The organism is Leifsonia aquatica H1aii, assembly GCF_000633535.1.
Lineage (GTDB): Bacteria > Actinomycetota > Actinomycetes > Actinomycetales > Microbacteriaceae > Leifsonia > Leifsonia aquatica_A.
In genome coordinates this window covers 187,119-210,464 of record NZ_AYMR01000018.1, presented here as the reverse complement: position 1 = coordinate 210,464, position 23,346 = coordinate 187,119, and the positions used below count along the sequence as shown (strand labels likewise).

Genomic DNA, 23,346 nt, shown 5'->3' with positions numbered 1-23,346 from the left:
ATATGGTTGCAAACGCAAATACTCCGACCCTGACCCTCAACAACGGCACCACCATCCCGCAGCTGGGCTTCGGTGTCTTCAAGGTCGACCCGGCCGAGACGACGCGGATCGTCACCGACGCGCTGGAGGTCGGCTACCGCCACATCGACACCGCCGCGATCTACGGCAACGAGAAGGGCGTGGGCGAGGCGCTCGCCTCCTCCGGCATCGCCCGCGACGACCTCTTCGTGACCACGAAGCTCTGGAACGACCGCCAGACCGACGCCCAGGCCGCGTTCGACGAGTCGCTGGAGAAGCTGGGGCTCGACTACGTCGACCTGTACCTCATCCACTGGCCGACCCCCGAGAAGGACACCTTCGTCGAGGCCTGGAAGTCGCTCGAGACCATCTATGCGTCCGGCCGCGCCAAGGCCATCGGCGTCTCGAACTTCCTGGTCCCGCACCTGGAGAAGCTGCTGGCGAACACGGAGATCGTGCCGGCCGTGAACCAGATCGAGCTGCACCCGGCGCACCAGCAGCCGGCCGTCACGGCCTTCGCGCGGCAGCACGGCATCGAGATCGAGGCCTGGGGCCCGCTCGGCCAGGGCAAGTACCCGCTGTTCGAGCTGCCGGAGGTCGCGGACGCGGCTGCCGCCCACGGCAAGACGCCCGCTCAGGTCGTCATCCGCTGGCACCTGCAGACCGGCAACATCGTCTTCCCGAAGTCGAACCGCCGCGAGCGCATGGCCGAGAACTTCGACGTCTTCGACTTCGAGCTCACCGCCGCCGAGGTCGCCGCGATCACCGGTCTCGAGCGCGAGGGCCGCGTCAGCGCCCACCCCAACGAGGTCAACTGACCCCGGCCGCGCGATCCTCGGCGGATAGGCTCTCCTCGTGAAGCTGAGGATAACCACGGTCACGGGCAAGGTCGCCTACATCATCGGCGGCTACGGCCTGCTGCTGGCGCTGAACGTGTTCCTGTTCCAGCAGCTCGTCGACGCGACCCTCGACGTGCTGATCGTGGCCGTCCTCAACCTGGTCTACGTCGGGTTCGGTGTGCGCGTCTTCCGCGGAGCGGGCGAGAACCGCGACGACCCGCGACCGTGGTGGCGCGCCACCGCCCGGCCCGCCGCCGGCTTCTGGCTCGGCGGCGCGCTGGCGGCGGGCGCCTTCGTCTCGTGCGTCGGCGCCCTCGCCAGTCGCCCGGAAAACTCGTTCGTCCCGACGGTGGCGTGCGTCTGCTACGCGGTGCTGGCCGCGTTCTACCTGCACTCGTCCGTGCGGCTGCGCACGATGGACACGGCCGCCTAGCGCCGGGGCCGACGGAGGAGATTCCGCCGGGCGCACCGCGCCGGGGCAGGCAACGGAGGAGTCAGCGGCCCGAGGGCGGACGATCTCCTCCGCTGCCTGCGCTTCGGCGCGCGACGGCGGCGATCTCCTCCGCTGCCTGCTCCGCCTCACACGGTCGCGGCGGCCTCGTACCGGGCGACCAGTTCGCGCTTGAGCACCTTGCCGCTGGGGCCGAGCGGCAGCGCCTCCAGGATCTCCACCCGGCGCGGGAACTTGTAGGCGGCGACGTGCTCCTGCGCGAACGCGACCAGCTCGTCGCCCGTCGTCTCGGTGCCGGGCATGAGCGTCACGGCGGCCATGACCTCCTGGCCGTGCGTGTCGTGGGCGACGCCGAACACGGCGACCATCGCGACGGCGGGGTGGGTGGAGAGCACCTCCTCCACCTCGCGCGGGTACACGTTGTAGCCGTTGCGGACGATCATGTCCTTCTTGCGGTCGACGATCGTGATGTAGTCGTCGTCGCTCTTTGTGCCGAGGTCGCCGGTGCGGAACCAGCCGTCGACGACGGCCTCGGCGTTCGCCTCCGGCAGGTTGAGGTACCCCTTCATCAGGTTGTGCCCGCGCACGACGATCTCGCCCAGCTCGCCGCGGGGCAGCAGGTCGATCCGGTCGTCGACCTCGGCGTCCGCGATCTCGACGTCCACACCCCAGATCGGCGTGCCCACGGTCCCGACCCGGGTGGGGCGGCCGCGGTGGTTGAACGAGGCGACGGGCGAGGTCTCGGTGAGGCCGTATCCCTCGTGCACGTCGATGCCGTAGACCTCCTTCATCCGCTCGATCACCGCGACCGGGATGGCCGCGCCACCGCTCATCCCGTAGCGCAGCGGCGGCCGCTCCGGGTTGGTCTTGGCGGCCTCCAGCAGCGCGATGTACATGGTCGGCACGCCGGTCATGATCGTGCAGCCGTGCTCGTTGAGCAGGCGGAGGGCGGTGGCGGGATCGAACTTGGGCACGAGGACGACGGTGGCCCCGGCACGGAAGCCGAGGTTCATCACACAGGTCTGGCCGAAGGTGTGGAAGAGCGGCAGGCAGCCGAGGATGCGGTCGCTCGGGTCGACGTCCAACGTTCCCGCCAGGAGCACGTTCACCTGCTCGATCAGCGAGAAGTGGCAGCCCTCGGCGCCCTTGGGCTTGCCCGTGGTGCCGCTGGTGTACAGGATCGTCGCGGTGTCGAGCGGGTCGCGCGGCACGTAGGTCGTCACGGGCTCGACAGCGGCCGCCTCCACCTCGAGCCGCGGGAACGGCAGCTGCTCCGCCAGCTCGTCCGGGACCAGCACCGACAGCACCGGGATGTCCACCAGGGCCGCGCCCTTCGCCCCCTCGCCGAGCAGCGGCGCCGCGCACACGAGCAGCGCCGCCCCCGAGTCGCGCAGCACGTACGCGATCTCCTCCGCCTTCAGCAGCGCATGGATGGGCACGACCGTCGCCCCCAGCGCCAGCGCACCGTAGTAGACGCGCGGGAAGTCGGGCACATTGGGGATCATCAGGGCGACCCGGTCGCCCGGCCCGATCCCCCGGTCGCGCAGGGCGGCGGCGTACCGCCGGGTCTGCTCCCAGAGATCGCCGTAGCTGATCTCCGCCCCGTTGAAGATCAGCGCGACGCTCTCGGGACTGCGGTGGGCGGTCTCCGCGAGGATGCTCGCGACGGACATGGTGGCGAAGCCGTGGGGCATGGGGTGGTCTCCTTCATCGTCGTTGACAAGGACCGGGTGAGGGCAACCTACCCCATTCAGCTCCCCAGGATGCTGCGAAGTGCCGCTGTGTAGTCTTCGAACGCCCGCCGCCCCGTGGTGGTCAACGCCAGGTAGGTCACAGGGACGCGACCGCGATGCGCTTTCTCGACGGCGATGTAGCCGGCGTCCTCCAGTTTGCGCAGGTGGGTCGCGAGGTTGCCCGCCGTCAGGTCGAGCAGCTCCTGGAGCCGCAGGAAGGACATGCTGCCGTCCTCGGGGACGGTGGCGAGGGTGGCCGTGATCTTGAGTCGCGCGGCCGCGTGGATGACGGGGTCGAGTTCGTCCACGCCCGTCACCGTCGCAGCGAACGGGCCGTGATGACCGCGCCGGAGCCGAAGACGACGGCGCCCGCGATCGCCATGAGCAGGAGGTTCGGGCCCAGGCCGAGGAACGGTGCGATGGAGCCGACGACCAGCAGCGCGAGTCCGAGGACGAGCTGCACCCGGTCGTGCCAGAGCGCGGCGCCGGCGAGGTACAGCGTGCCGCACATCAGGGCGTACGCACTCGGGTAGTAGATGCCCGCGAGGTCGTCCGGCATCCCCTGCTGCAGGAGCCCGCCTCCGAGCAGCGCGAACGCCACCGAGCACACCGACCACGAGATGCCGTAGACCGTGCCCGCGAACTGCGACTGCCCGCGCAGACCGCGGCCGATCCGGGACCCGATGACACCGGAGGCGACGATGGAGGCGACGATCAGCACGCCGAAGACGATGCCGGCGGCGACGGGGTCGAAGACACCGAGCACCGCGAGGTAGAGCGCGAGGAACCCCACCAGCCAGGCGAATGCCCAGATGGAGTAGAGCCACACGACGGGGAGGCGCAATCCGCGGTCGACGCGCTGCTGCTGACCATCGATGAGGTCGAGCATCTCCCGGGCGTCGCCGGTGCTGTTCTCGTTCATGGTTAACTTTGTAGCACAAAGTGCTCTGCGTTCACAACGATTTTGTGATTGCCGAAACCGATAGACTGAAGGGCTCATGTCTGAGACCTCCACCCTCCCCCGCATCACGTTCCCGCCCGAGCTGCCGGTCAGCCAGAAGCGGGACGACATCGCGCGCGCCATCCGGGAGAGCCAGGTCGTGATCGTGGCCGGAGAGACCGGCTCGGGCAAGACGACGCAGCTGCCGAAGATCTGCCTGGAGCTGGGCCGCACCTCCATCGGCCACACCCAGCCGCGGCGCATCGCCGCGCGCACCATCGCCGAGCGCATCGCCGAGGAGCTGGGGCAGTCGGTCGGCGAACTGGTCGGCTACCAGGTGCGCTTCACCGACCGGGTCTCCGCCGACACCCGCATCAAGCTGATGACGGACGGCATCCTGCTCAACGAGATCCACCGCGACCGGCTGCTGCGCAAGTACGACACGATCATCATCGACGAGGCGCACGAGCGCAGCCTCAACATCGACTTCCTGCTCGGGTATCTGCGGGAGCTGCTGCCGAAGCGTCCCGATCTGAAGGTGATCATCACCTCGGCCACCATCGACCCGGAGAGCTTCGCTGCGCATTTCGCGGCGGCCGACGGCACGCCCGCGCCGATCGTCGAGGTGTCGGGACGCACGTTCCCGGTCGAGGTCCGCTACCGGCCGCTGGTCGCCGAGGCGATGGAGGACGAGGACGACCCGGATCCCGTCCCCGGCGCCGACCGCGACTACCTGCAGGGCATCAACGACGCGCTCGACGAGCTCGCCCGCGAGGCCCCCGGCGACGTCCTCGTCTTCCTGTCCGGCGAGAACGAGATCCGGGACGCGGCCGACGCCATCGGCGGCCGCCACCTCCCGGGCACGGAGGTTCTCCCGCTGTACGGCCGGCTCTCGGCGGCCGAGCAGCACCGGGTGTTCCAGCCGTCGTCGTCGCCGGGCGTGCGCCGTCGGGTCGTGCTCGCCACCAACGTCGCCGAGACCAGCCTCACGGTGCCCGGCATCAAGTACGTGGTCGATGCCGGAACCGCGCGCATCAGCCGCTACAGCACGCGCGCCAAGGTGCAGCGCCTCCCGATCGAGGCGGTCTCGCAGGCCAGCGCCAACCAGCGCTCCGGGCGCTCCGGCCGCACGAGCGACGGCATCGCGATCCGCCTCTACTCGCAGGAGGACTTCGAGAAGCGTCCGGAGTTCACCGAGCCGGAGATCCTGCGCACCAACCTCGCCGCTGTCATCCTGCAGATGATCTCGCTCGGGCTCGGCGACATCGCGGCCTTCCCGTTCCTCACGCCGCCGGACTCGCGCGGCATCAAGGACGGCCTCGACCTGCTGGCCGAATTGGGCGCGATCACGACCGCACGCGCGGGTGACCCGGCGCTCACGAAGGTCGGCCGTTCCCTCTCCCTGCTGCCGATCGACCCGCGGTTCGCCCGCATGGTCGTCGAGTCGAAGCGGCACGGCACCTCCCGTGAGGTGATGGCGATCGTCGCCGGGCTCACCATCCAGGACCCGCGCGAGCGCCCGGTCGAGAAGCGCGGCAGCGCCGACGAGAAGCACGCGCGCTTCGCCGACCCGACCAGCGACTTCCTCACCCTGCTGAACCTCTGGAACTACCTCGAGGAGCAGCAGAAGGAACTGTCGTCGAGCGCGTTCCGCCGCCTCTGCAAGGCCGAGTACCTCAACTTCCTGCGCGTGCGCGAGTGGCAGGACGTCTACCGGCAGCTGCGCCAGCTGGCCAAGCCGTTCGGGCTGACGATCGGCGAGGCGTCGGTGAATCCGGACGGCATCCACCGCTCGCTGCTCGCCGGGCTGCTCTCGCACATCGGGCTGAAGGATCAGCGGGAGAGCGGCAACAAGGGCGGAGCCCGCACGCGCCAGTCCGAGTACCTCGGCGCCCGCCAGGCCCGGTTCGTGATCTTCCCCGGCTCCACCCTGGCCAAGAAGCAGCCCAACGCCCTGATGAGCGCCGAGCTGGTCGAGACCAGCCGCCTGTTCGCCCGGATGAACGCGTCCATCGATCCCGCCTGGGCCGAGCCGATCGCCGGCGACCTGTGCAAGCGGCAGTACAGCGAGCCGCACTGGGAGAAGGGCCAGGGCTCGGTCGTCGCGTACGAGAAGGTCACGCTGTTCGGCGTGCCGATCATCCCGCGCCGGCGCATCCAGTACTCCCGCATCGACGCGCCCCTGTCGCGGGAGCTGTTCATCCGCCATGCGCTCGTCGACGGCGAGTGGGACTCCCACCAGGCCTTCGACCGCGCGAACCGGAAGCTGCGCGCGGAACTGCGCGAGCTGGAGGAGCGCACCCGCCGCCGCGACATCCTGAACGACGACGAGACGGTCTTCGAGTTCTACGACAAGCGCATCCCGGCCGAAGTCGTCTCCACCCGCACCTTCGAGGGCTGGTGGAAGACGGCCAGGAACCAGACGCCGGACCTCCTGACCATGACCCCGGAGTCGCTCCTCTACGAGGAGGCGGCCGAGGTCGACGAGGAGTCCTTCCCGCCGGTGTGGCGCCAGGGAGACCAGCGGCTCACACTGCGCTACCGCTTCGAGCCCGGCGCGGAGGACGACGGCGTGACCGTGCAGGTCCCGCTGCCGCTGCTCGCCGGGCTGCTGCCCGACGGCTTCGCCTGGCAGGTCCCCGGGCTCCGGCACGAGCTGGTCACGGCGCTGATCAAATCGCTGCCGAAGGCGATCCGCCGACAGGTGGTTCCCGCGGCCGACTGGGCGCAGCGCCTGCTCGGCGAACTCGCGAACACGTCCGGGATGCGTGCCCACGAGGGCGAACGCCCGGCGGCCTCCCTCGCCGACACCCTCGCGGCGACGATCTCGCGCCTCACCGGCTCGCGCGTCAGCGGGACCGACTTCGACACCGAGCGGCTCCCGGCGCACCTGCGGTCCACGTTCCAGGTGATCGGCGAGCGCGGTCGGCCGCTGGCGAGCGGCAAGGACCTGGGTGCGCTGCAGGACCGGCTCCGCTCCCGCGCCCGCGACTCGGTGGCCCGCGTCGCCGAGGCGCGGACGCCCGACGCGATCGAGCGCGCGGGCCTGACCGCGTGGGACTTCGACGAGCTGCCCCGGCATCTCGACAGCACCCACGAGGGCCCGGGAGGCTCCACCAATACGATCCGCGCCTACCCGGCGCTCGTCGACGACGGCCAGAGCGTGTCCATCCGGCTCATGAGCACGCCCGCCGACCAGGCCAAGGCGATGCCGGGAGGCGTGCGACGCCTGCTGCTGGCGAGCATCCCCTCGCCGGTCGCGTACGTGCAGCAGCACCTGACCGCGAACGAGAAACTGACGCTGGCCGCGAGCCCCTACCCGAACACCAAGGCGCTCTTCGACGACTGCCTGCTCGCCGTCATCGACTCGGTGCTCTACCGGATGAAACCCGACGGCCAGGTCTTCATGCGCGCCGAGTTCGAGGCGGTGCGCGACCGCGTCTCGGGCATCGTGATGGACTCGATGTTCGAGACCGTCTCGCTGGTGACCCGCATCCTCACCGCCGCCCGCGCGGCCGAGAAGGCGATCGGCGGGGCCACCTCGCTGGTGTTCCTCGCGTCCCTCAACGACGCGAAGGCGCAGCTCGCCGGGCTGGTCTGGGCGGATCGCTCGGGAGGGCCGGGCTTCGTCTCGGCGACCGGGCTGGAGCAGCTGCGGCACCTGCCGCGCTACCTCTCCGGCATCAGCCAGCGCATCCAGGCACTGCCGGTCAATCCGGGGCGCGACCGCGCGTGGCAGACCCAGGTGGAGACCGCCGTGGCGCTCTACACCGACGCCGGCGGCCGCATCCCGCTCGCGCCGAACAGCCCGCCGAACCTCGTGCACGCCCGCTGGATGCTCGAGGAGTTCCGCGTCTCGCTCTTCGCCCAATCGCTCGGGACCGCCGAGAGCGTCTCAGTGCAGCGCATCCGCAAGGTCATCTCCGGCTGACCCGCTTCTCTCTTCCCAAACCGCCGAGTGGTCGAAATGTGCACGTTGAGTCCGGTCACACGCGTACTTTTCGACCACTCGGCGGTGGGTGACGGGGGCTAGACGCCGAGGTGGAAGCCGCCGTTGGAGTGGAGCAGCTGACCGTTGATCCAGCCGCCGGCATAGGACAGCAGGAAACTCACGAGGTCGGCGGTGTCCTGCGGCGTCCCGAGTCGGCCGAGCGCAGTCTCGGCGGCCAGCTCGGTCGCGAGCTCCGGCGTCATCCACCCCGTGTCGATCGGGCCCGGGTTGACGAGGTTCGCGGTGATCCCGAGGTGCGCGAGCTCGACCGCCGCCGCTTTCACGATGCGGTCGAGCGCTCCCTTGCTCGCGCCGTACGCGAGGTTGTGGGCGGTGTGGTCGCTCGTCAGCGCGACGATGCGCCCCCAGCCGTGCGGCCCCTCGTACGCCTCGGCGAACGCCTTGATCACGAGCCAGCTCGACCGGGTGTTGACGGCGAAGTGGGCGTCGAAACTCTCGACCGAGGTGTCGAGGATGCCGCTGTCGACCGAGTGCGCGTGGCTCAGCACCAGCGCCCGCACCGGGCCGAGCTCGTCGCGCACCCGGGCGATCAGGGCGGCGGGCGTCTGCGAGTCGGCCAGATCGGCCTCGATCGGCAGCACGCGGGCGCCCGTCGCGCGCATCCGCTCGGCCAGCTCCTCGTGGAATGCCGGCTCGCTGCCGAACGGCATCGACGCGTCGTAGCCGTCCCAGTACGAGAACGCGACATCGGAGCCGAAGGCGGCCAGCCTCCCGGCGATCGCGGCGCCGATGCTCCGCGCCCGCCCCACCCCGGTGATCAGGACCACCGGTCGTCGCTGGTCGTCCCGCATCGCCTCGTCGCTCATCCCGCGATGCTATCCGTCCCGGACTTCTGTACGCGACACGCCGTGCGCGAGCGTACAGAAGTCCGGAACGGATGGCGGGAGGTCAGAGCACCTTCGAGAGGAAGGCCTGAGTGCGCTGGTGCTGCGGGTTCGCGAGCACCTCGCGCGGGTCGCCGGACTCGACCACGACGCCGCCGTCCATGAATACCAGCTCGTCCGCGACCTCGCGGGCGAAGCCCATCTCATGGGTGACGACGACCATCGTCATGCCCGACTGGGCCAGGCCCTTCATCACGTCGAGCACCTCGCCGACGAGCTCGGGGTCCAGAGCGGACGTCGGCTCGTCGAACAGCATCAGCTTCGGGTCCATCGCCAGCGCACGGGCGATCGCCACGCGCTGCTGCTGACCGCCGGAGAGCTGCGACGGGTAGTGGTCGCCCTTGTCGCTGAGACCGACGCGGGCCAGCAGCTCCCGCGCCCGCTCGACCGCGCGGGCCTTGGGCAGGCCCTTCACCCGGATGGGCGCCTCGATGATGTTCTCGAGGGCGGTCATGTGCGGGAACAGGTTGAAGCGCTGGAACACCATGCCGATCTCGCGGCGCTGCTTCGACGCCTCCTTGGGCTTCAGCTCGTAGAGCTTGTCGCCGTGCTGCCGGTAGCCGACGACCTGGCCGTCCACAGAGAGCCGGCCCGCATCCACCCGTTCGAGGTGGTTGATGCAGCGCAGGAAGGTGGACTTGCCGGATCCGGACGGCCCGATGATGCACAGCACTTCGCCGGGCTTCACCGAGAGCGAGATGCTCTTGAGCACCTCGTTGGAGCCGAAGCTCTTCGAGACGCCCTCGGCGAGGACCATGGGGGTGACCCCGGTGGCCGGCGTCGTGTTCGTGGCTCCGTTGATGTCGGTCATCCCTTTCCTCCACTGTGCAGACTGCTGTCGGCATTCCCCTCCGGTGCTCCCGCGGCCGGCAGCGCGCCGGTGGCGAGCGTCGGCTCGCGGTCCGGCCGGCGCGCGTTGACGCCGCGCGAGAAGCGCTTCTCGAGGAAGTACTGCCCGACCATCAGGATGGACGTGAACAGCAGGTACCACAGCGAGGCGACGATCAGCAGCGGCACCGGGGTGTACGTCACCGCCGAGATGTCCCGGGCGACGCCGTAGAGGTCGGTGGTGAGCGGGATCGCCGCCACCAGCGAGGTGGTCTTCAGCATCGAGATGACCTCGTTGCCGGTCGGCGGGATGATCACCCGCATGGCCTGTGGGATGACGATGCGGCTCATCGTCTGCCACCACGACATGCCGAGGGCGGTCGCCGCCTCCTCCTGGCCTTCGTCCACCGAGAGCAGCCCGGCGCGGACGATCTCCGCCATGTACGCCGCCTCGTTCAGCGCGAGGCCGATGATCGCGATGATGAACGCGTTCTGCATGAAGCCGAGATCGAACGCGACGTGGAACTGCGTCCACGGCACTCCGAGCACGATCTGCGGATAGATCAGGGAGAACAGGCCCCAGAAGACGAGCTGGACGTAGACCGGCGTCCCGCGGAACACCCACAGATAGAGCCAGGCGATCGACTTGACGACGGGGTTCGGAGACAACCGCATCACCGCCAGCACGAGGCCGAGGACGACGCCGATGATCATCGAGTAGATGGTCAGCTGGAGGGTGACCAGCGCGGCAGCACTGATGCGCTTGTCGAAGACGTACTTGCCGACGTACTCCCAGCCGTAGGCGCTGCGCTGCGCCGCATCGACCAGGAACCAGACGAGCACGAGGATGAGCACCACGGCGAAGACGATCCGCCACGGGTGCTTGAGCTTGATGGCCTTGATGGGCTCGGAGACCGGGGCGCCGGCCGGCGGCGGGGTCTCCCCCGCCACCGGTCGGCCAGGGGTGCCCTGGGACATGCGGATCAGCCCTTCGAAGCGGCGTTGACCTCGGCGGTCGTGACGGCGCCGTCGGCGACCCCCCACTTGTCCAGGATCTTGCCGTAGGTGCCGTCGTCGATCAGCGCCTGCACCGTCTTCTGCAGCACGGTCGTCAGCGCCGAGCCCTTCGCGACCGGGAGGCCGTACGGGGCGACGTCGAAGGTCTTGCCTGCGGCCTGCAGCTTGCCGTCCGTCTTCGAGATGGCGTACGAGGTGACCGGCGAGTCGGCGCTGAGGGCGTCCGCCTTGCCGAGGATGACGGCGTTCGTCGCGTCGTCCTGGGTGTCGTAGCGGAGGATCTGGATCGCAGCCTTGCCGGCGTCGGTGCACGCCTTCGACTTCGCAGGGACCTCGTCGGTGTCCTCGACGGTGGTCGACTGCACGGCGACCTTCAGTCCGCAGGCGTTGTCGGGGTCGACGGTCTTGCCCTTGGCGGAGGCCCACGAGATGCCGGCGGTGTAGTAATTCACGAAGTCGACCTGCTGCTCGCGCTCGGTCGTGTCGGTGAACGACGACATGCCGTAGTCGTCCTTGCCGCCGACGATCGAGGGGATGATGTTGTCGAACTTGGCGATGGCGAACTGGGTCTTCACGCCGAGCTTCTGGCCGATGGCGTTGGCCAGGTCGACCTCCCAGCCCACGGGCTGGCCGTTGTCGTCCTTGTACTCGTTCGGCGGGTAGGTGTTGTCCATACCGACGACGATGGTTCCGGCCGACTTGATCTTCTCGGGCAGCGAGGCGGCGAGAGTGTCGTCCTTCTTCACGTCGATGGCGGCGGCGCTCGTCGTCGAGGTGCCGGATCCGGACGGGGTCGAGTTGTCGACGCAGCCGGTGAGGGCCAGCGCTGCGACAGCGGCGAATGCGGCCACGGGGGCCACGGATCGGATACGCATGATGGTGTTGGTCCTTCTTCCTGGGTGCAAGGGTTGCAGGAGGTATGGGGAGCATACCTCAGCGCTCACGCGCATCCCCCACACTAATTTGCGCGTGAAACGGCACTTTTCCTGCAGGTTTCGATTTGATTTCGCGTTTCATTGCGTGGATTCCGTTGCGAATGACGATCTGTGACCACGAGCCCGCGCGTGTCGGGCCGCTGTCGTAGGGTCGATGCGTGACCGAACCGAGATCCGGCGACGCGCCGGGGCCGTCCCTGGCCCAGTCCGCCCGTGTGCTCGTCACGCGCCCCGACGATCCGCGCGCCGCGCCGCTCGTGGACGAGCTCTCCCGCGAGTACGACGAGCGGTACGGGCTGAACGACGGGATCCCGTCCTCGGCCGAGCTCAGTCGCTACCCCGCCGAGCGGTTCACCCGCGAGGAGGGCGGCACCTTCCTCCTCCTCCTGGACGCCGACGACCGGCCGGTGGCCGGCGGCGCGTTCATGCGCGCCGATGCCGACGCCGCCTCCCACGCCGTCGAGGTCAAGCGGGTGTGGACGCACTCGGGGCATCGACGTCAGGGCCTCGCGCGCCGCGTGATGGCCGAGCTGGAGGCGGAGGCGGCACGCCGCGGCGTGACGTCGATCGTGCTCACCACCGGCGCGCGACAGCCCGAGGCCGTGGCGCTCTACCTGTCGCTCGGTTACGCGCCGCTCTTCGACCTCGACGACGACTGGGAGACGGTCTCGTACCTCGGCTTCCGCAAGGACCTCACCGCGACCTGACCTCCGTCGCGATCTGCGCGATGTGCACTACATGTGGGGAATGGCGCGCGCTTTCCCCACATGTGGACCACAACGCGGGCGCGGTGGTGAGCTAGGCGTGGACGCTGTCTCAGGAGGCTGCGGTCCCGAGCAGACGCGCGGCGTCCTGCACCAGCAGCCGGGCGGGCACTCCCGACGTGATCAGATCGTCGAGCCGCTGGGCCAGCGGGCCGGTGAGGGCTCCCGCCGGGCGAGCGCCGGTCACATGCAGCAGATCGGCGGCGTGCAGCGCCTCCGCCGCGAGCACCTCGTCCGTCAGCGCCAGGGAACGTTGCGCAAGTCGCAATGCCAAAGGCGCGAGGGAGGCGTGGTCCTCGACGCCGGACAGCGTGGTGCTGCCGAGCGTGGCCGGCACGGCGAGCTGTTTGAGCTCGGCGGCGGCGGAGGCCGCGGAGTACAGCAGCAGGCCGGGGACGCGCGTGCACCCCTCCGCCCGGGCGGAGGCGAGCGCCACGGACAGCGCGGCGGTGCGACGCTCCGACGCCGCCGCCACGTGGGCGAGCGCGAGCCGGAGCCCCTCGAAGGCGAGCGCCAACGGCAGCGCCTGGAAGTTGCCGCCCGACACCAACCGACCCGACGCGATGTCGACGACCGGGTTCTCGCTGCGCGCGGCGAGTTCGATCGCGAGCTCCGCGCGGACGCGTGCGACGGCCTCCCGCAGTGCACCGTGGAGCTGTGGAGCGCTGCGGAACGCGAGCGGGTCCTGCACGGTGACCGCGCGCGCCGGGTCGTGCAGCGCGCTGCCGTCGAGAGCGCCCCGGATGGCCGCCGCGGAGTCGATCTGACCACTCCCGCCCCGCGCCTCGGCCACGACGGCGGTGTACGGGCTGGGGTTGCCCGCGGGCCCGGCGGCGGCCACCGCCTCCAGCGACAGGGCGACAGCGCGATCGGCCGCACCGGTCTGCGCTTCGGCGTCGAGCAGGAGCAGGGAGCCGACCCCGATGCTGTAGGCGTTGGAGCTGAGGGAGGCGAGTGCCTCGTGCGGCGCGAGCTCGATCGGCTCCAGCCCGGCCGCGGACAGCGCGTCCCGCGCGGGGAGCACGGTGCCGGGCATCGCTGCGTCGAACACGGCGCCGTCGCCGATCGCGACCGCGGCGACCTCCGCCAGCGCCGTCAGATCGGCGGCGCCCACGGACCCGCGGGACGGGATGACGGGCACGACGCCCGCATTCAGCAGGTCCGCGTAGGCCTGCGCGAGAACCGGCCGCACGCCGGCTCCCCCACGGGTGAACCCGGCGAGGCGGGCGGCCACGACCGCGCGCGCCTCCCGCTCCGGCAGGGGATCGCCGACACCGCCGCGGTGGTTCGCGATGGTGCGGCGCTGGAAGGCGGCGAACTCGTCCGCGTCGACGGCGTCATCGCGTCCCGCGCCCAGCCGCCGGTTCAGCCCGTACACCGGCTCCCCCGCCTCGATCGCCCGCTCGACCACGGCCCGCGACGCCGCGAGCGTCTCCCGCACCTCCGGCGTCAGCTCCGCCGGCGCGCCGTCCGCGACGGCCGCGATCTCCTCCGGGAGCGGCGCAGCCGCACCGAACCGCACGGCGGCGACCATCAGAAGTCCTGCAGATTGCGCCGCAGGCCGCCGTCGCCGAGCTCGGTGCGCAGCAGGCCGCGGCGGCGCAGCGCGGGCACGAGCGGATCGAGCGTGCGGTGCACGTTCGCGGGATGCACCTGACCGGTGAACAGGAAGCCGTCGCCGCCTGCGGCCTCGCCGAGCTCGCCGAGGTGGTCGGCGATCTCGTCCGCGGTGCCGACGATCGCCAGACCGTCCTTCTTCGCGCGGGTCTGCAGGATCTCGCGGAGGGTCGACCCGGCGGGCGCCGACCGGACGAAGTTGTCGAGCGTGCCCTGGTTGCTGTTCGTCGTCAGATCCGGGAGCGGGGCGTCCAGGTCGAAGGTCTTGAAGTCCACGCCGCTGAGGTACGAGATCGACTGGAGCTGCTCGTCGATCGCGGCCTGCGTCAGCTCGGCGCGCGCGGCCTTCACGGCGGCGGTCTCCTCCGCGTTCGCGGTGACGATCGGCTGGACGACGAACAGCACCGTGATCGCGTCGGCGTCACGGCCGTTCTCGACCGCCACGGTGCGGATGCTGTCGCGGTACTCGCGCATCCGTTCGGGCGTCGAGGCCAGGGCGAGCACGACATCGGAGTTCTTGCCGGCGAAGTCACGGCCGCGGCCCGAGGCGCCCGCCTGGACCATCACGGGCTCCTCGGCGGCCGGGGCCGTGTTCAGCGGTCCGCGCACCCGGAAGAACCGGCCCTCGTGGTCGATCGTGTGCACCTTGCGGAAGTCCGCGTACACCCCGTTGACGGCGTCCTCGACGATCGCGTCGGGCTCCCAGCTGCGCCAGAGCTTGCGGACGACGTCCACCCACTCGTCGGCACGGTCGTAGCGCAGATCGTGCTCGACCTGCTTGTCGAGCCCGTAGTTCTGGGCGGCCAGGTCGGATCCGCTGGTCACCACGTTGAAGCCGAGACGGCCTCCCGCGAAGTGCTGCAGCGTGCTCAGCAGGCGGGCCGCCGTGAACGGCTCGTAGAAGCTGGCGCTCAGGGTCGGGACGATGCCGAGCCTGCTCGTCGCGCCGAGCAGGTACGGCACGAGCGGCAGCGGGTCGTGCTTCGGCACGAACCGGGCCGCCGAGAGGTTCACCTCGGCGCTGCCGCCGTAGGTGTCGGGAACGGCCACGCCGTCCTCGATGATGAACAGGTCGAGCCCGCTCGCTTCGAACGTGCGCGCCGCATCCTGGTAGATCGGCGGCTGACGCTAGTCGTAGCCGATGCCGTACGTCGGGTCGCCCCAGCCCTGCACGCCGAAGCCCGCGCCGAGGAACCAGCCGAAGTGGAGGAGTGCCATGTCTCTCTTTCAGTCCGCGTCGACGCCGGAGGCCTGCAGCCACAGCGGGTCGAACGCCTTCGTGAGGTAGTTGATGCCGCCATCCGGGGCGATCGCCACGACGACCGAACCCGCCGGAGCCCGCTCCGCGACGCGCAACGCGGTCGCCACCGCCAGACCGGACGACGGGCCGAGCAGAAGGGCCTCCTCGGCCGCCAGGCGGCGCACCGTACGGTACACCTCGGCGTCGTCGATCGTGTGCACCTCGTCGACCACCGCGTGGTCGAAGGTCTCCGGCCAGAACTCGCGCGGCCACGCCGTCCCGACCCCGTCCACGAGGATGCGGCCGGACGGCCCGCCACCGTAGGTCGAGCCGACCGGATTCGCACCGTGCACACGCACGGCGCCCCCGGTCACGTCCTTGAGGAAGCGGCCGGTGCCGCTCACGGTCCCTCCGGTGCCGATCGAGGCGACGAAGTGGGTGACCTGGCCGCCGGTCTGCCGCCAGATCTCCGGCCCGGTGCCACGGTAGTGCGCGTCGGGGTTCGCGGTGTTCGCGAACTGCGCCGGACGCCAGGCCCCTGGCGTCTCCGTAGCGATCCGGTCGGCGACGGCACGCGGGTTCGCCGGGTCGTCCGGCGCGGCCTCCCAGTCGGCCTCGACCAGTCGCGCTCCGTAGGCGGCCAGCACCTTGCGCTTCTCGTCCGAGATGTCGGCGGCGTGCACGATGACGACGGGGTGGCCGGTCAGCCGGCCGATCAGGGCCAGGCCGATCCCGGTGTTGCCGCTGGTGGCCTCCACGATCGTCGCGCCGGGGGCCAGCGCGCCCGACGCCTCGGCGGTACGGATCATGTTGAGGGCGATCCGGTCCTTCGACGAGCCGCCGGGATTCCGGCCCTCGAGCTTGACCAGGACCCGGGACGACAGCCCTCGCGTGAGGGTGTGCAGTTCGACCACGGGGGTGTTCCCGATGAGCGCGGCGACCGAGTCGCACACCTCGACCTCCGGCAGCGCGCCGGGGAGGTCGGAGGGGCGGACGTCGAGCGTGGTCATGCAGGGAGACTAGGCGTTCTGCGCGGGCCGTGCACGCCTGTTGCCGCGTATTACAGGCGCCACCCGCTCGCAGGCGAGCTCAGGCACCGGTGGCCACCGGACGGGCGGGGTCGTTGGACCACGCGGAGAACGACCCCGGGTACAGCGCCGGGGTGGGGAGGCCGGCGACCTCCATCGCGAGCACGGTGTGCGCGGCCGTGACGCCCGATCCGCAATAGACGGCGACCGCCGTGCCCGGGCCGGCGCCCAGCGCCGCGAACCGCTCGGCGAGCCGGTCGGCGGGCAGGAGCAGCCCGTCGGCGTCGAGCGACTCGACCGTCGGCGCGCTCACCGCGCCGGGGATGTGTCCGGCGCGCGGATCGACGGGCTCGACGTCGCCGCGGAAACGCTCGCCGGCCCGCGCGTCGAGCAGCACCCCGCGGTCGGGGAAGGTCGCCGCACGGTCCGCGTCGATGGTGGGGAGGGCGCCGGAGTCGAGCGTGACGGTGCCCGGCTCCGCTGCGGTCGGACCCGTCTCCCGTGCACCGCCGGAGGCCGTCCACGCGGCGAGGCCGCCGTCGAGCACGCGAACCTCCCGCACGCCGGCGTAGCGCAGGAGCCACCAGGCGCGCGCGGCCGAGGTGCCGGAGACGTCGTCGTAGACGACGACCGCGTCGCCGTCGTTCAGGCCCCACCGGCGGGCAGCGGCCTGGAGGTCGCCGACGGCGGGCAGAGGATGACGGCCGTCGGTGGCCGCGCCGTGACCGGCCAGTTCGGTGTCGAGGTCGACGTATACCGCTCCGGGAATGTGGCCGCGCTCGAACTCCTCTGCGCCGGGAGGACCACCGAGCTTCCAGCGGACGTCGAGCAGTCGGGGCGGGGTGGGGCCGGCCAGATCGGCGGCGAGATCATACGCGGAGACGAGAGGACCCATGTCTCGATTCTCGCATCGGCGGACGCTTGCCCGATCCAATGAGTGAGTGTACAGTCACTCACATGGCACGAATGCTCTCCACCGCCGACGACCGCCGCTCCGCCGTCCTCGCCAGCGCGATCACGGTCTTCGCCCGCACCGGCTACCTCGGCACGCCGATCGCCGCGGTCGCGACCGACGCGGACATCTCCCCCGCGTATGTCTTCAAGCTGTTCCCCGGCAAGGAGAGCCTCTTCGTGGCCGCGCTCGAGCGCTGCTTCGAGCTCATCGAGCAGGCGCTCGAACGAGGCGCCCGCACCGCCGACGGCGGCACCCCGGACGAGATCCTGGACGCGATGGGTCTCGCCTACGCCGAGCTGATCGCGGACCGTTCGCTGCTCATGCTCCAGGTGCACGCCCAGTCCGCCGCCGACGTTCCCGAGATCCGCGAGGCGCTGCGGCGCGGCCTCGCCGGCATCACCCGCTTCGCCGGGATCCGCTCCGGCGCCGACAGCGATGCCGTGCAGCGCTTCATCGCCTACGGCCAGCTGTGCCACCTCATCGTGACCCTCGGGCTCGACGAGGTCCCCGACGCCTGGGCGCGTTCGATCACCCGCGGCATCCGCCACTTCTGACCGTCTCTGTCCCTGCGTCACCCTGGCAGCACATTTTCTGCACCCTCAAGAGTGATTGATCGATCACTCACATGAAAGGACACTCCGATGACCACCACCCGCTCGTCCTCCTCCACGTCGGTCCGGCCCGCGACCGCGTCGTCCGCACGCTCGGCCCACCCGTGGTGGGCGCTCACCGTCCTCGCCCTGGCCCAGTTCCTCGTGGTGCTGGACGCGTCCATCGTGAACATCGCGCTCCCGAGCGTGGGCGCGGCCCTCCACCTGGACACGCCCTCCCTCGCCTGGGTCGTCACCGCGTACGTGCTGCCGTTCGGCGGCCTCCTCCTGCTGGGCGGACGGCTCGCCGATCGTTTCGGCCACCGGCGGATCTTCCTGATCGGCGTCGCCGGATTCGCCGCATCCTCCCTGCTCGCCGGCCTCTCCGTGAGCGGTGGGATGCTGCTGGCCGCGCGGGCGCTGCAGGGCGGGTTCGCCGCACTGCTCGCCCCCGCCGCGCTCGCCCTGCTGACCCTCCTCTTCCCCGACGGCGGATCGCGCGGCACGGCCCTCGGCGTCTGGGGAGCCGTCGCGGGCATGGGCAGCGCGGCCGGAGTCCTGCTCGGCGGCGTGCTGACCGCGTCGTTCGGCTGGCCGTCCGTCTTCTTCGTCAACGTGCCCGTCGGTCTCCTGGTGCTCCTGGTGCTGCCGCGGCTGCTGTCGCGCGATCCGCGGCTGCAGCCCGAGCGCATCGACACGATCGGTGCGGTGACCGCCACGCTCGGGCTGGCGTCCGCCGTCGCCGCGCTCAGCGAGGGCGGAACCCTCGGATGGGCGCACCCGATCGTCCTCGGACTGATCGCGGCCGCCATCCTGCTGCTCGGCGCCTTCGTGCTCGTCGAGCGCCGCGCTGCGCACCCTCTGCTGCCCTTCGCGTTCTTCCGCAACCGCGACGCGGCCGCGGGCAACCTGGTGATGCTCCTCGTCGGCGGCTCGACAGTGGCGCTGTTCTTCGCCCTGTCCGTCTACCTCCAGGAGGTGCTCGGGCTCGACGCCCTGGGCGCCGGCCTCAGCCAGCTGCCGCTCGCGCTCGCTCTGGTCGCGGCCGCCGGAACCGTGCCGGCCGTGGTGGCGAAGGTGGGGCTGCGCCCGACGCTGACCGGAGCACTCCTCCTGCTCACCGCGGGCGTCGCCTGGTTCGCGATCGCCGGCCGGACGGGCCTGGTGACCGGATTCCTCCTGCCGAGCGTGGTGATCGGTGTCGCCCTCGGCACGACCTTCGTGACCGCCACCCAGCTCGCCGTCCGTGGAGCGGGCGAGGCGGAGTCGGGCCTCGCGAGCGGACTGGTCAACACCAGTCAGCAGATCGGCGGCGCGCTCGGGCTCGCGATCCTGGGCGGGATCGCCGCCGCGCAGACCGCCGCGCTCACCGCATCCGGAAGTGCCCCCGTGGACGCGACGGCCGGCGGGTTCCAGCTGCTGTTCCTGGGCGTCGCGGCGTTCGCCCTGATCGGGGCGGTCGCGACCGTCGTCGTGCGACGCCGCGGCTGAGCCCTCGGCCGACGCACGGCCCGGAGGAGCGGCACGAGCAGCGCGAGCGGCACGAGCAGCGCGGGCGGCACAGGCGGCGCACCGCCGGGAACGCCGAAGCGGCCCCGGGTGATCCCGGGGCCGCTTCGGCGTTGTCGTTCTGCGAGAGGCTCAGTGACCGCTCGACGCCTTCGCGTTCGACTCGTACGAGGTGTTGGTCGACTCGAAGAAGTTGACCAGCTCGAGGGTGTCGTTGGCCGTCGCCATCCACTTGGCCGGGTTCGAGACCTTGTACTCGGCCTCGAAGCCCAGCTCCTCCAGGCGGCGATCCGCCAGGTAGCGGACGTACTGGTTGATGTAGTTGGCGTTGAGGCCCAGGATGCCGCCCGGCAGGAGGTCGCGGTTGTATTCCTCCTCCATCGCGACGGCGTCGAGGATCATCTGGCGGATCTCGTTGGCGAACTCCGGCGTCTGCAGGTCGGGGTTCTCCTCGAGGACCGTGAGGATGAGGTTGATCCCGAACTTGAGGTGCAGCGACTCGTCGCGGACGACCCAGTCGATCAGCGAACCGAAGTTGCGCAGCAGGTTCCGCTGACGGAACGAGAGCGCGACCATGAAGCCCGAGTAGAACCAGATGCCCTCGAGAATCACGTTGTACGCGACGAGGTTGCGGATGAAGTCCTGCTTGCCCTCGGTCGTGGTGATGTCGAGCGTCTGCTCGGTCATCCGCTTGATGAACTGGACCTCGAACTCCTCCTTGCGGGCCATCGACGGCACGTCGACGTGGGAGTTGTAGGCCTGTTCGCGGTCGATCGGGAACGTCTCGAGGACGTACTCGAACGACATGCAGTGGTTGGCCTCCTCCCACATCTGCTTCGCGAGGTAGAGGTGCGCCTCGGCCGCGTTGATGTAGGGGTAGACACCGAAGGCGAGCGCCTTGTTGACGAGGAGCTCGTTCGGGTTGAAGTAGCTCATCAGGAAGGTGACCGCGTGACGCTCCTCGTCGGTCATCTTCTTGAAGTCGGCGATGTCCTCGCCCAGCTGGATCTCGTTCGGGAACCAGGTGTTCGCGACGGCCTGGTCGTACAGGTCCATCGCCCACTGGTACTTCACCGGCTTGAGCAGCAGGCCCTCTTCGATCCCGGTACCCAGGATGCCCATGTTCTCTTTCTCCTCTTCAGACTCGACGGCTCGCGCGGCGCGGGACTACTGGCAGGACTCGCACTGCAGGTCGTCCATCGGGTCGACCGGCACGTAGTATTCCTCGATCTTGGTGGCGGTGTTCATTACTTGTCACCCCCCGAGAGTCCTCCGAAACCGAACCCGCGGCGAGCGGGCGCGGCGGGAGCCGGGGCAGCGGCGGGCTGGGCCGCGGCGGCGGGAGCGCCCGCGCCGACGGTGGCGAAGCCCGTGCGGCCGCCCGAGATCTCCTCGGCCTTGTTGACCTTGACCGTCGACTGCTCGGCCTGGTGACGCGGCTTCATGTGCAGGTAGTAGGTCGTCTTGACGCCCTTCTCCCAGGCCGCGTAGTAGATGTCCATCATGTCGCCGATATCCCTGGTCTCCAGGTACATGTTGCGGCTGATGGCCTGGTCGATCCACTTCTGAGCGCGGGCCGCGACCTCGATGAAAGCGTGCGGCGAAAGCTGGAAGCTGGTCTTGAACGTCGCCTTGATCTCGTCCGGGATCGCCTCGATGCCCTGGATGTCACCCTGCGAGCGCAGGATCGACTCGCGCACGTCCTCCCACAGCCCGCGCTCCTGCAGAGCGGCGACGAGGTTGCGGTTGACCTCGAGGAACTTGCCCGACGAGGTGGACCGGCTGAAGATCTGCGAGAACTGCGGGTCGAAGCCGGGGGTCGTGCCTGCCACGAGGCCGATCGACGCCGTCGGGGCGATCGCCATCAGGGTGGCGTTGCGCATGCCGCCCTTGACCTTCTCGCGCAGGTGGTCCCAGTCGAGGCGGATGGTGCGGTCGACCGTGATCGGGATGCCGCGGTCGGCCTCGGTGAGCGCGATCGAGTCATAGGGCACGAGACCCTTCGACCAGCGCGAGCCCTCGAAGTTCGGGTACGCACCGCGCTCCTGGGCGAGGTCGGCGCTCTCATCGATCGCCGCGTACGAGACGTGCTCCATGATCTCGTCGATCAGGGCGTACGCCTCCTCGCTCTCGTAGCTGAGACCGAGACGCTCGACGATATCGGTGAAACCCATCACGCCGAGGCCGATGGCACGGTTCTGCTGGTTCGAGAAGTCGGCCTCGTCGACGCTCGACACGGTGATGTCGATGAGGTTGTCCAGCTGGCGCACCGCCTGGCGGGCGCTCTCCTCGATGCGGGCGAAGTCCATCTTGCCGTCGACGATGTGACGGGAGAGGTTGATCGACGCCAGGTTGCAGACCGAGACGTTGTCGCGGTCCTGCGGCAACGTGATCTCGGTGCAGAGGTTCGACAGGTGGATGGTGCCGGTGTTGTTGTTGAGGGCACGGTTGTTGATCGTGTCCTTCCAGGTCAGCCACGGGTGGCTGGTGGTCTGGAGGCTCATCAGGATGTCCTTGAACTGGGCGCGCGCGCTCATCTTCTTGAACATCGTGATGCGACCGGCCTCGGCCTCGTCGATGTAGTGCTGGTAGCGCTCTGAGAACGCCTTGCCGTAGAGCTCGTTGAGGTCGGCGACCTCCAGCGGGTCGAACAGATACCAGTCCTGGTCGTTCTGGACGCGCTTCATGAACTCGTCGCTGATCCACACCGCGGTGTTCGCCGTACGGGTGCGACGGTAGGGGTCGCCCGAGTTCTGGCGCAGGTCCAGGAACTCCGGGAAGTCCATGTGCCAGTTCTCCATGTAGAAGCACAGGGCGCCGAACTTCTTGCCGCCACGGCTCACCGCGCGCAGCACCGAGTCGATCGTGTGCATGAACGGGATCGGGCCGGTGGAGGTCGTGTTGTTCGAGCGGATCGGCGAGCCCTGGGCGCGCAGCTTGGTGACCGACAGGCCGATGCCGCCGGTGCCCTTGGTGAGCCACATGACGTCACGCACCGACTTGGCGATGTGCTCGATGTCGTCCTGCATCTCCATCACGAAGCAGTTGGAGAGCTGCGGGTAGGCGGTGCCGGCGTTGACGAGCGTGGAGCCCGCGGCCAGGTACTCGAGCTTCGACATCTTCTCGTAGAAGGCGAGGGCGTGGCTGGTCGGGTCGGCCTCGTTCAGGGAGAGGCCCATCGCGATCCGCATCCAGAAGTACTGGGGGACCTCGAGGGAGTCGCCGTTGCGGGCCTTGATGCCGTAGCGGTTGTTCAGCGTGACGACGCCGATGTACTTGAGCAGCTCGTCGCGCGACGGGTCGAGGGCCGCGGCGAGGCGGTCGAGGTCGAAGAGCTGCGTGAAGCGCGAGTCGAGAAGGGTCTCGGAGACGCCGCGCTCGATGTAGCCGCGGAAGTGCGAGCCGTGCAGGGCGAGCAGCTCTGCATCGTCGGCGTAGTCGCCGAGCACGCGCTTGTAGATCGTCTTGAGGAGGAGGCGCGCGGCGACGGTGTCGAACGCCGGGTCGTCCTTGACGTTCTGCAGGGCGACCTGGATGACCGCCTCGTCGAGCTGCTGGGTCGTGATGCCGTCGAAGAGGGTGAGCTCGAGTTCGCTCGCGATCTGGGTGACCCACGTGATGTTGTCGTCAAGACCCTGGGCCGCCGTCTCGATGGCCAGGTTGATCTTGTTGGCGTCGTACGGCTCGCGCTCTCCGTTGCGCTTCACGACGGTGATTGCCACGTTCTCTCCCTCTTCGCACTGCCCTCAACCCGAGTGACGGCATGGTCGTGCACCGGCTGCCTCGAAGGGCTGATCCGGCGCTGTTTCCCCGTGGATCGAGCCGGCGCGAGACGATTTCCGTGCGCTCCGGCGATCCGTGTGTGACCACTATATAGCGGGGCTCCGACATTTCCATCCCCCCACATCTAGTGGGCGTGTCGTCCACAGATGTGCATGAGTTATGCACATTTCCACAGCCCCGAATGCGGGCCACGACCTCCCTGT

General features: G+C 69.8%; 19 protein-coding genes. 6 read left to right on the top strand and 13 right to left on the bottom strand.

Going from position 1 to position 23,346, the window contains the following annotated elements; genetic code table 11:
* The first annotated feature begins 2 nt into the window (after window positions 1-2).
* On the top strand, window positions 3-836 hold the full coding sequence (locus U870_RS0116900; protein ID WP_025158556.1) for an aldo/keto reductase: 834 nt from the start codon (window positions 3-5) through the stop codon (window positions 834-836).
* A gap of 37 nt (window positions 837-873) precedes the next feature.
* Entirely contained in the window at window positions 874-1,290 is a 417-nt protein-coding gene (locus U870_RS0116895) for a hypothetical protein (RefSeq protein WP_240183739.1), read from the top strand.
* A 146-nt stretch (window positions 1,291-1,436) separates the two neighbouring features.
* Here U870_RS0116895 and U870_RS0116890 read toward each other — a convergent pair whose 3' ends face one another.
* From U870_RS0116890 to U870_RS0116880, 3 genes are read right to left on the bottom strand one after another with little or no spacing between them, the layout of a single operon-like run.
* Window positions 1,437-3,002 (bottom strand): long-chain-fatty-acid--CoA ligase, encoded by a 1,566-nt coding sequence (locus tag U870_RS0116890; protein WP_025158554.1) that lies wholly within the window; start codon window positions 3,000-3,002, stop codon window positions 1,437-1,439.
* Window positions 3,003-3,058: 56 nt separating this feature from the next.
* Window positions 3,059-3,349 carry a transcriptional regulator gene (locus U870_RS0116885; RefSeq protein WP_025158553.1) on the bottom strand — a complete coding sequence of 97 codons (291 nt, stop codon included), beginning with the start codon at window positions 3,347-3,349 and terminating at the stop codon, window positions 3,059-3,061.
* Between the two features lie 5 nt (window positions 3,350-3,354).
* Window positions 3,355-3,963, bottom strand: coding sequence for a hypothetical protein (locus U870_RS0116880; protein ID WP_025158552.1), 609 nt, complete (start codon window positions 3,961-3,963; stop codon window positions 3,355-3,357).
* A 76-nt stretch (window positions 3,964-4,039) separates the two neighbouring features.
* Between U870_RS0116880 and hrpA the strand changes: the two genes are divergently transcribed.
* Window positions 4,040-7,912: an ATP-dependent RNA helicase HrpA gene (hrpA, locus tag U870_RS0116875; protein WP_025158551.1), complete on the top strand. Its 3,873-nt coding sequence runs from the start codon at window positions 4,040-4,042 to the stop codon at window positions 7,910-7,912.
* 98 nt (window positions 7,913-8,010) lie between these two features.
* Here hrpA and U870_RS0116870 read toward each other — a convergent pair whose 3' ends face one another.
* The 4 genes from U870_RS0116870 to U870_RS0116855 all read right to left on the bottom strand — a co-directional run bounded on the left by U870_RS0116870 (window position 8,011) and on the right by U870_RS0116855 (window position 11,597).
* Window positions 8,011-8,799: an SDR family oxidoreductase gene (locus tag U870_RS0116870; protein WP_240183738.1), complete on the bottom strand. Its 789-nt coding sequence runs from the start codon at window positions 8,797-8,799 to the stop codon at window positions 8,011-8,013.
* An 82-nt stretch (window positions 8,800-8,881) separates the two neighbouring features.
* Complete coding sequence (locus U870_RS0116865) at window positions 8,882-9,688, bottom strand: amino acid ABC transporter ATP-binding protein (RefSeq protein WP_052357781.1); 807 nt, start codon at window positions 9,686-9,688, stop codon at window positions 8,882-8,884.
* Window positions 9,685-10,683: an amino acid ABC transporter permease gene (locus U870_RS0116860; protein ID WP_025158548.1), complete on the bottom strand. Its 999-nt coding sequence runs from the start codon at window positions 10,681-10,683 to the stop codon at window positions 9,685-9,687. The genes U870_RS0116865 and U870_RS0116860 overlap by 4 nt, the downstream gene beginning before the upstream one ends.
* Window positions 10,684-10,688: 5 nt before the next feature.
* Window positions 10,689-11,597 (bottom strand): ABC transporter substrate-binding protein, encoded by a 909-nt coding sequence (locus U870_RS0116855; protein WP_029947760.1) that lies wholly within the window; start codon window positions 11,595-11,597, stop codon window positions 10,689-10,691.
* Window positions 11,598-11,815: 218 nt separating this feature from the next.
* Between U870_RS0116855 and U870_RS0116850 the strand changes: the two genes are divergently transcribed.
* On the top strand, window positions 11,816-12,364 hold the full coding sequence (locus tag U870_RS0116850; protein ID WP_025158546.1) for a GNAT family N-acetyltransferase: 549 nt from the start codon (window positions 11,816-11,818) through the stop codon (window positions 12,362-12,364).
* 109 nt (window positions 12,365-12,473) lie between these two features.
* On the opposite strand, the gene U870_RS0116845 is transcribed toward U870_RS0116850, so the two are convergent.
* The 4 genes from U870_RS0116845 to U870_RS0116830 form a co-directional block, all read right to left on the bottom strand.
* Entirely contained in the window at window positions 12,474-13,955 is a 1,482-nt protein-coding gene (locus U870_RS0116845; protein ID WP_025158545.1) for an aromatic amino acid ammonia-lyase, read from the bottom strand.
* On the bottom strand, window positions 13,955-15,154 hold the full coding sequence (locus tag U870_RS22730; RefSeq protein WP_275886607.1) for an NtaA/DmoA family FMN-dependent monooxygenase: 1,200 nt from the start codon (window positions 15,152-15,154) through the stop codon (window positions 13,955-13,957). The genes U870_RS0116845 and U870_RS22730 overlap by 1 nt, the downstream gene beginning before the upstream one ends.
* Before the next feature lie 111 nt (window positions 15,155-15,265).
* Window positions 15,266-16,288: a PLP-dependent cysteine synthase family protein gene (locus tag U870_RS0116835; RefSeq protein WP_025158544.1), complete on the bottom strand. Its 1,023-nt coding sequence runs from the start codon at window positions 16,286-16,288 to the stop codon at window positions 15,266-15,268.
* A 79-nt stretch (window positions 16,289-16,367) separates the two neighbouring features.
* Complete coding sequence (locus U870_RS0116830; RefSeq protein WP_025158543.1) at window positions 16,368-17,201, bottom strand: sulfurtransferase; 834 nt, start codon at window positions 17,199-17,201, stop codon at window positions 16,368-16,370.
* A 62-nt stretch (window positions 17,202-17,263) separates the two neighbouring features.
* Here U870_RS0116830 and U870_RS0116825 point away from each other — a divergent pair, with 62 nt between their 5' ends.
* Window positions 17,264-17,815, top strand: coding sequence for a TetR/AcrR family transcriptional regulator (locus tag U870_RS0116825; protein ID WP_025158542.1), 552 nt, complete (start codon window positions 17,264-17,266; stop codon window positions 17,813-17,815).
* 87 nt (window positions 17,816-17,902) lie between these two features.
* On the top strand, window positions 17,903-19,342 hold the full coding sequence (locus U870_RS0116820) for a DHA2 family efflux MFS transporter permease subunit (RefSeq protein ID WP_025158541.1): 1,440 nt from the start codon (window positions 17,903-17,905) through the stop codon (window positions 19,340-19,342).
* Between the two features lie 150 nt (window positions 19,343-19,492).
* Here U870_RS0116820 and U870_RS0116815 read toward each other — a convergent pair whose 3' ends face one another.
* Window positions 19,493-20,482 carry a ribonucleotide-diphosphate reductase subunit beta gene (locus U870_RS0116815; RefSeq protein ID WP_025158540.1) on the bottom strand — a complete coding sequence of 330 codons (990 nt, stop codon included), beginning with the start codon at window positions 20,480-20,482 and terminating at the stop codon, window positions 19,493-19,495.
* Between the two features lie 125 nt (window positions 20,483-20,607).
* Window positions 20,608-23,082 carry a ribonucleoside-diphosphate reductase subunit alpha gene (locus U870_RS0116805; RefSeq protein WP_025158539.1) on the bottom strand — a complete coding sequence of 825 codons (2,475 nt, stop codon included), beginning with the start codon at window positions 23,080-23,082 and terminating at the stop codon, window positions 20,608-20,610.
* Window positions 23,083-23,346: the final 264 nt, after the last annotated feature.

Excerpts from the sequence above, each read along its gene's own strand:
- U870_RS0116900 (WP_025158556.1), top strand. The coding sequence starts at position 3 with ATGGTTGCAAACGCAAATACTCCGACCCTGACCCTCAACAACGGCACC.
- U870_RS0116890 (WP_025158554.1), bottom strand. The coding sequence starts at position 3,002 with ATGCCCCACGGCTTCGCCACCATGTCCGTCGCGAGCATCCTCGCGGAG.
- U870_RS0116880 (WP_025158552.1), bottom strand. The coding sequence starts at position 3,963 with ATGAACGAGAACAGCACCGGCGACGCCCGGGAGATGCTCGACCTCATC.
- hrpA (WP_025158551.1), top strand. The coding sequence starts at position 4,040 with ATGTCTGAGACCTCCACCCTCCCCCGCATCACGTTCCCGCCCGAGCTG.
- U870_RS0116870 (WP_240183738.1), bottom strand. The coding sequence starts at position 8,799 with ATGAGCGACGAGGCGATGCGGGACGACCAGCGACGACCGGTGGTCCTG.
- U870_RS0116865 (WP_052357781.1), bottom strand. The coding sequence starts at position 9,688 with ATGACCGACATCAACGGAGCCACGAACACGACGCCGGCCACCGGGGTC.
- U870_RS0116860 (WP_025158548.1), bottom strand. The coding sequence starts at position 10,683 with ATGTCCCAGGGCACCCCTGGCCGACCGGTGGCGGGGGAGACCCCGCCG.
- U870_RS0116855 (WP_029947760.1), bottom strand. The coding sequence starts at position 11,597 with ATGCGTATCCGATCCGTGGCCCCCGTGGCCGCATTCGCCGCTGTCGCA.
- U870_RS0116845 (WP_025158545.1), bottom strand. The coding sequence starts at position 13,955 with ATGGTCGCCGCCGTGCGGTTCGGTGCGGCTGCGCCGCTCCCGGAGGAG.
- U870_RS0116835 (WP_025158544.1), bottom strand. The coding sequence starts at position 16,288 with ATGACCACGCTCGACGTCCGCCCCTCCGACCTCCCCGGCGCGCTGCCG.
- U870_RS0116830 (WP_025158543.1), bottom strand. The coding sequence starts at position 17,201 with ATGGGTCCTCTCGTCTCCGCGTATGATCTCGCCGCCGATCTGGCCGGC.
- U870_RS0116825 (WP_025158542.1), top strand. The coding sequence starts at position 17,264 with ATGGCACGAATGCTCTCCACCGCCGACGACCGCCGCTCCGCCGTCCTC.
- U870_RS0116820 (WP_025158541.1), top strand. The coding sequence starts at position 17,903 with ATGACCACCACCCGCTCGTCCTCCTCCACGTCGGTCCGGCCCGCGACC.
- U870_RS0116815 (WP_025158540.1), bottom strand. The coding sequence starts at position 20,482 with ATGGGCATCCTGGGTACCGGGATCGAAGAGGGCCTGCTGCTCAAGCCG.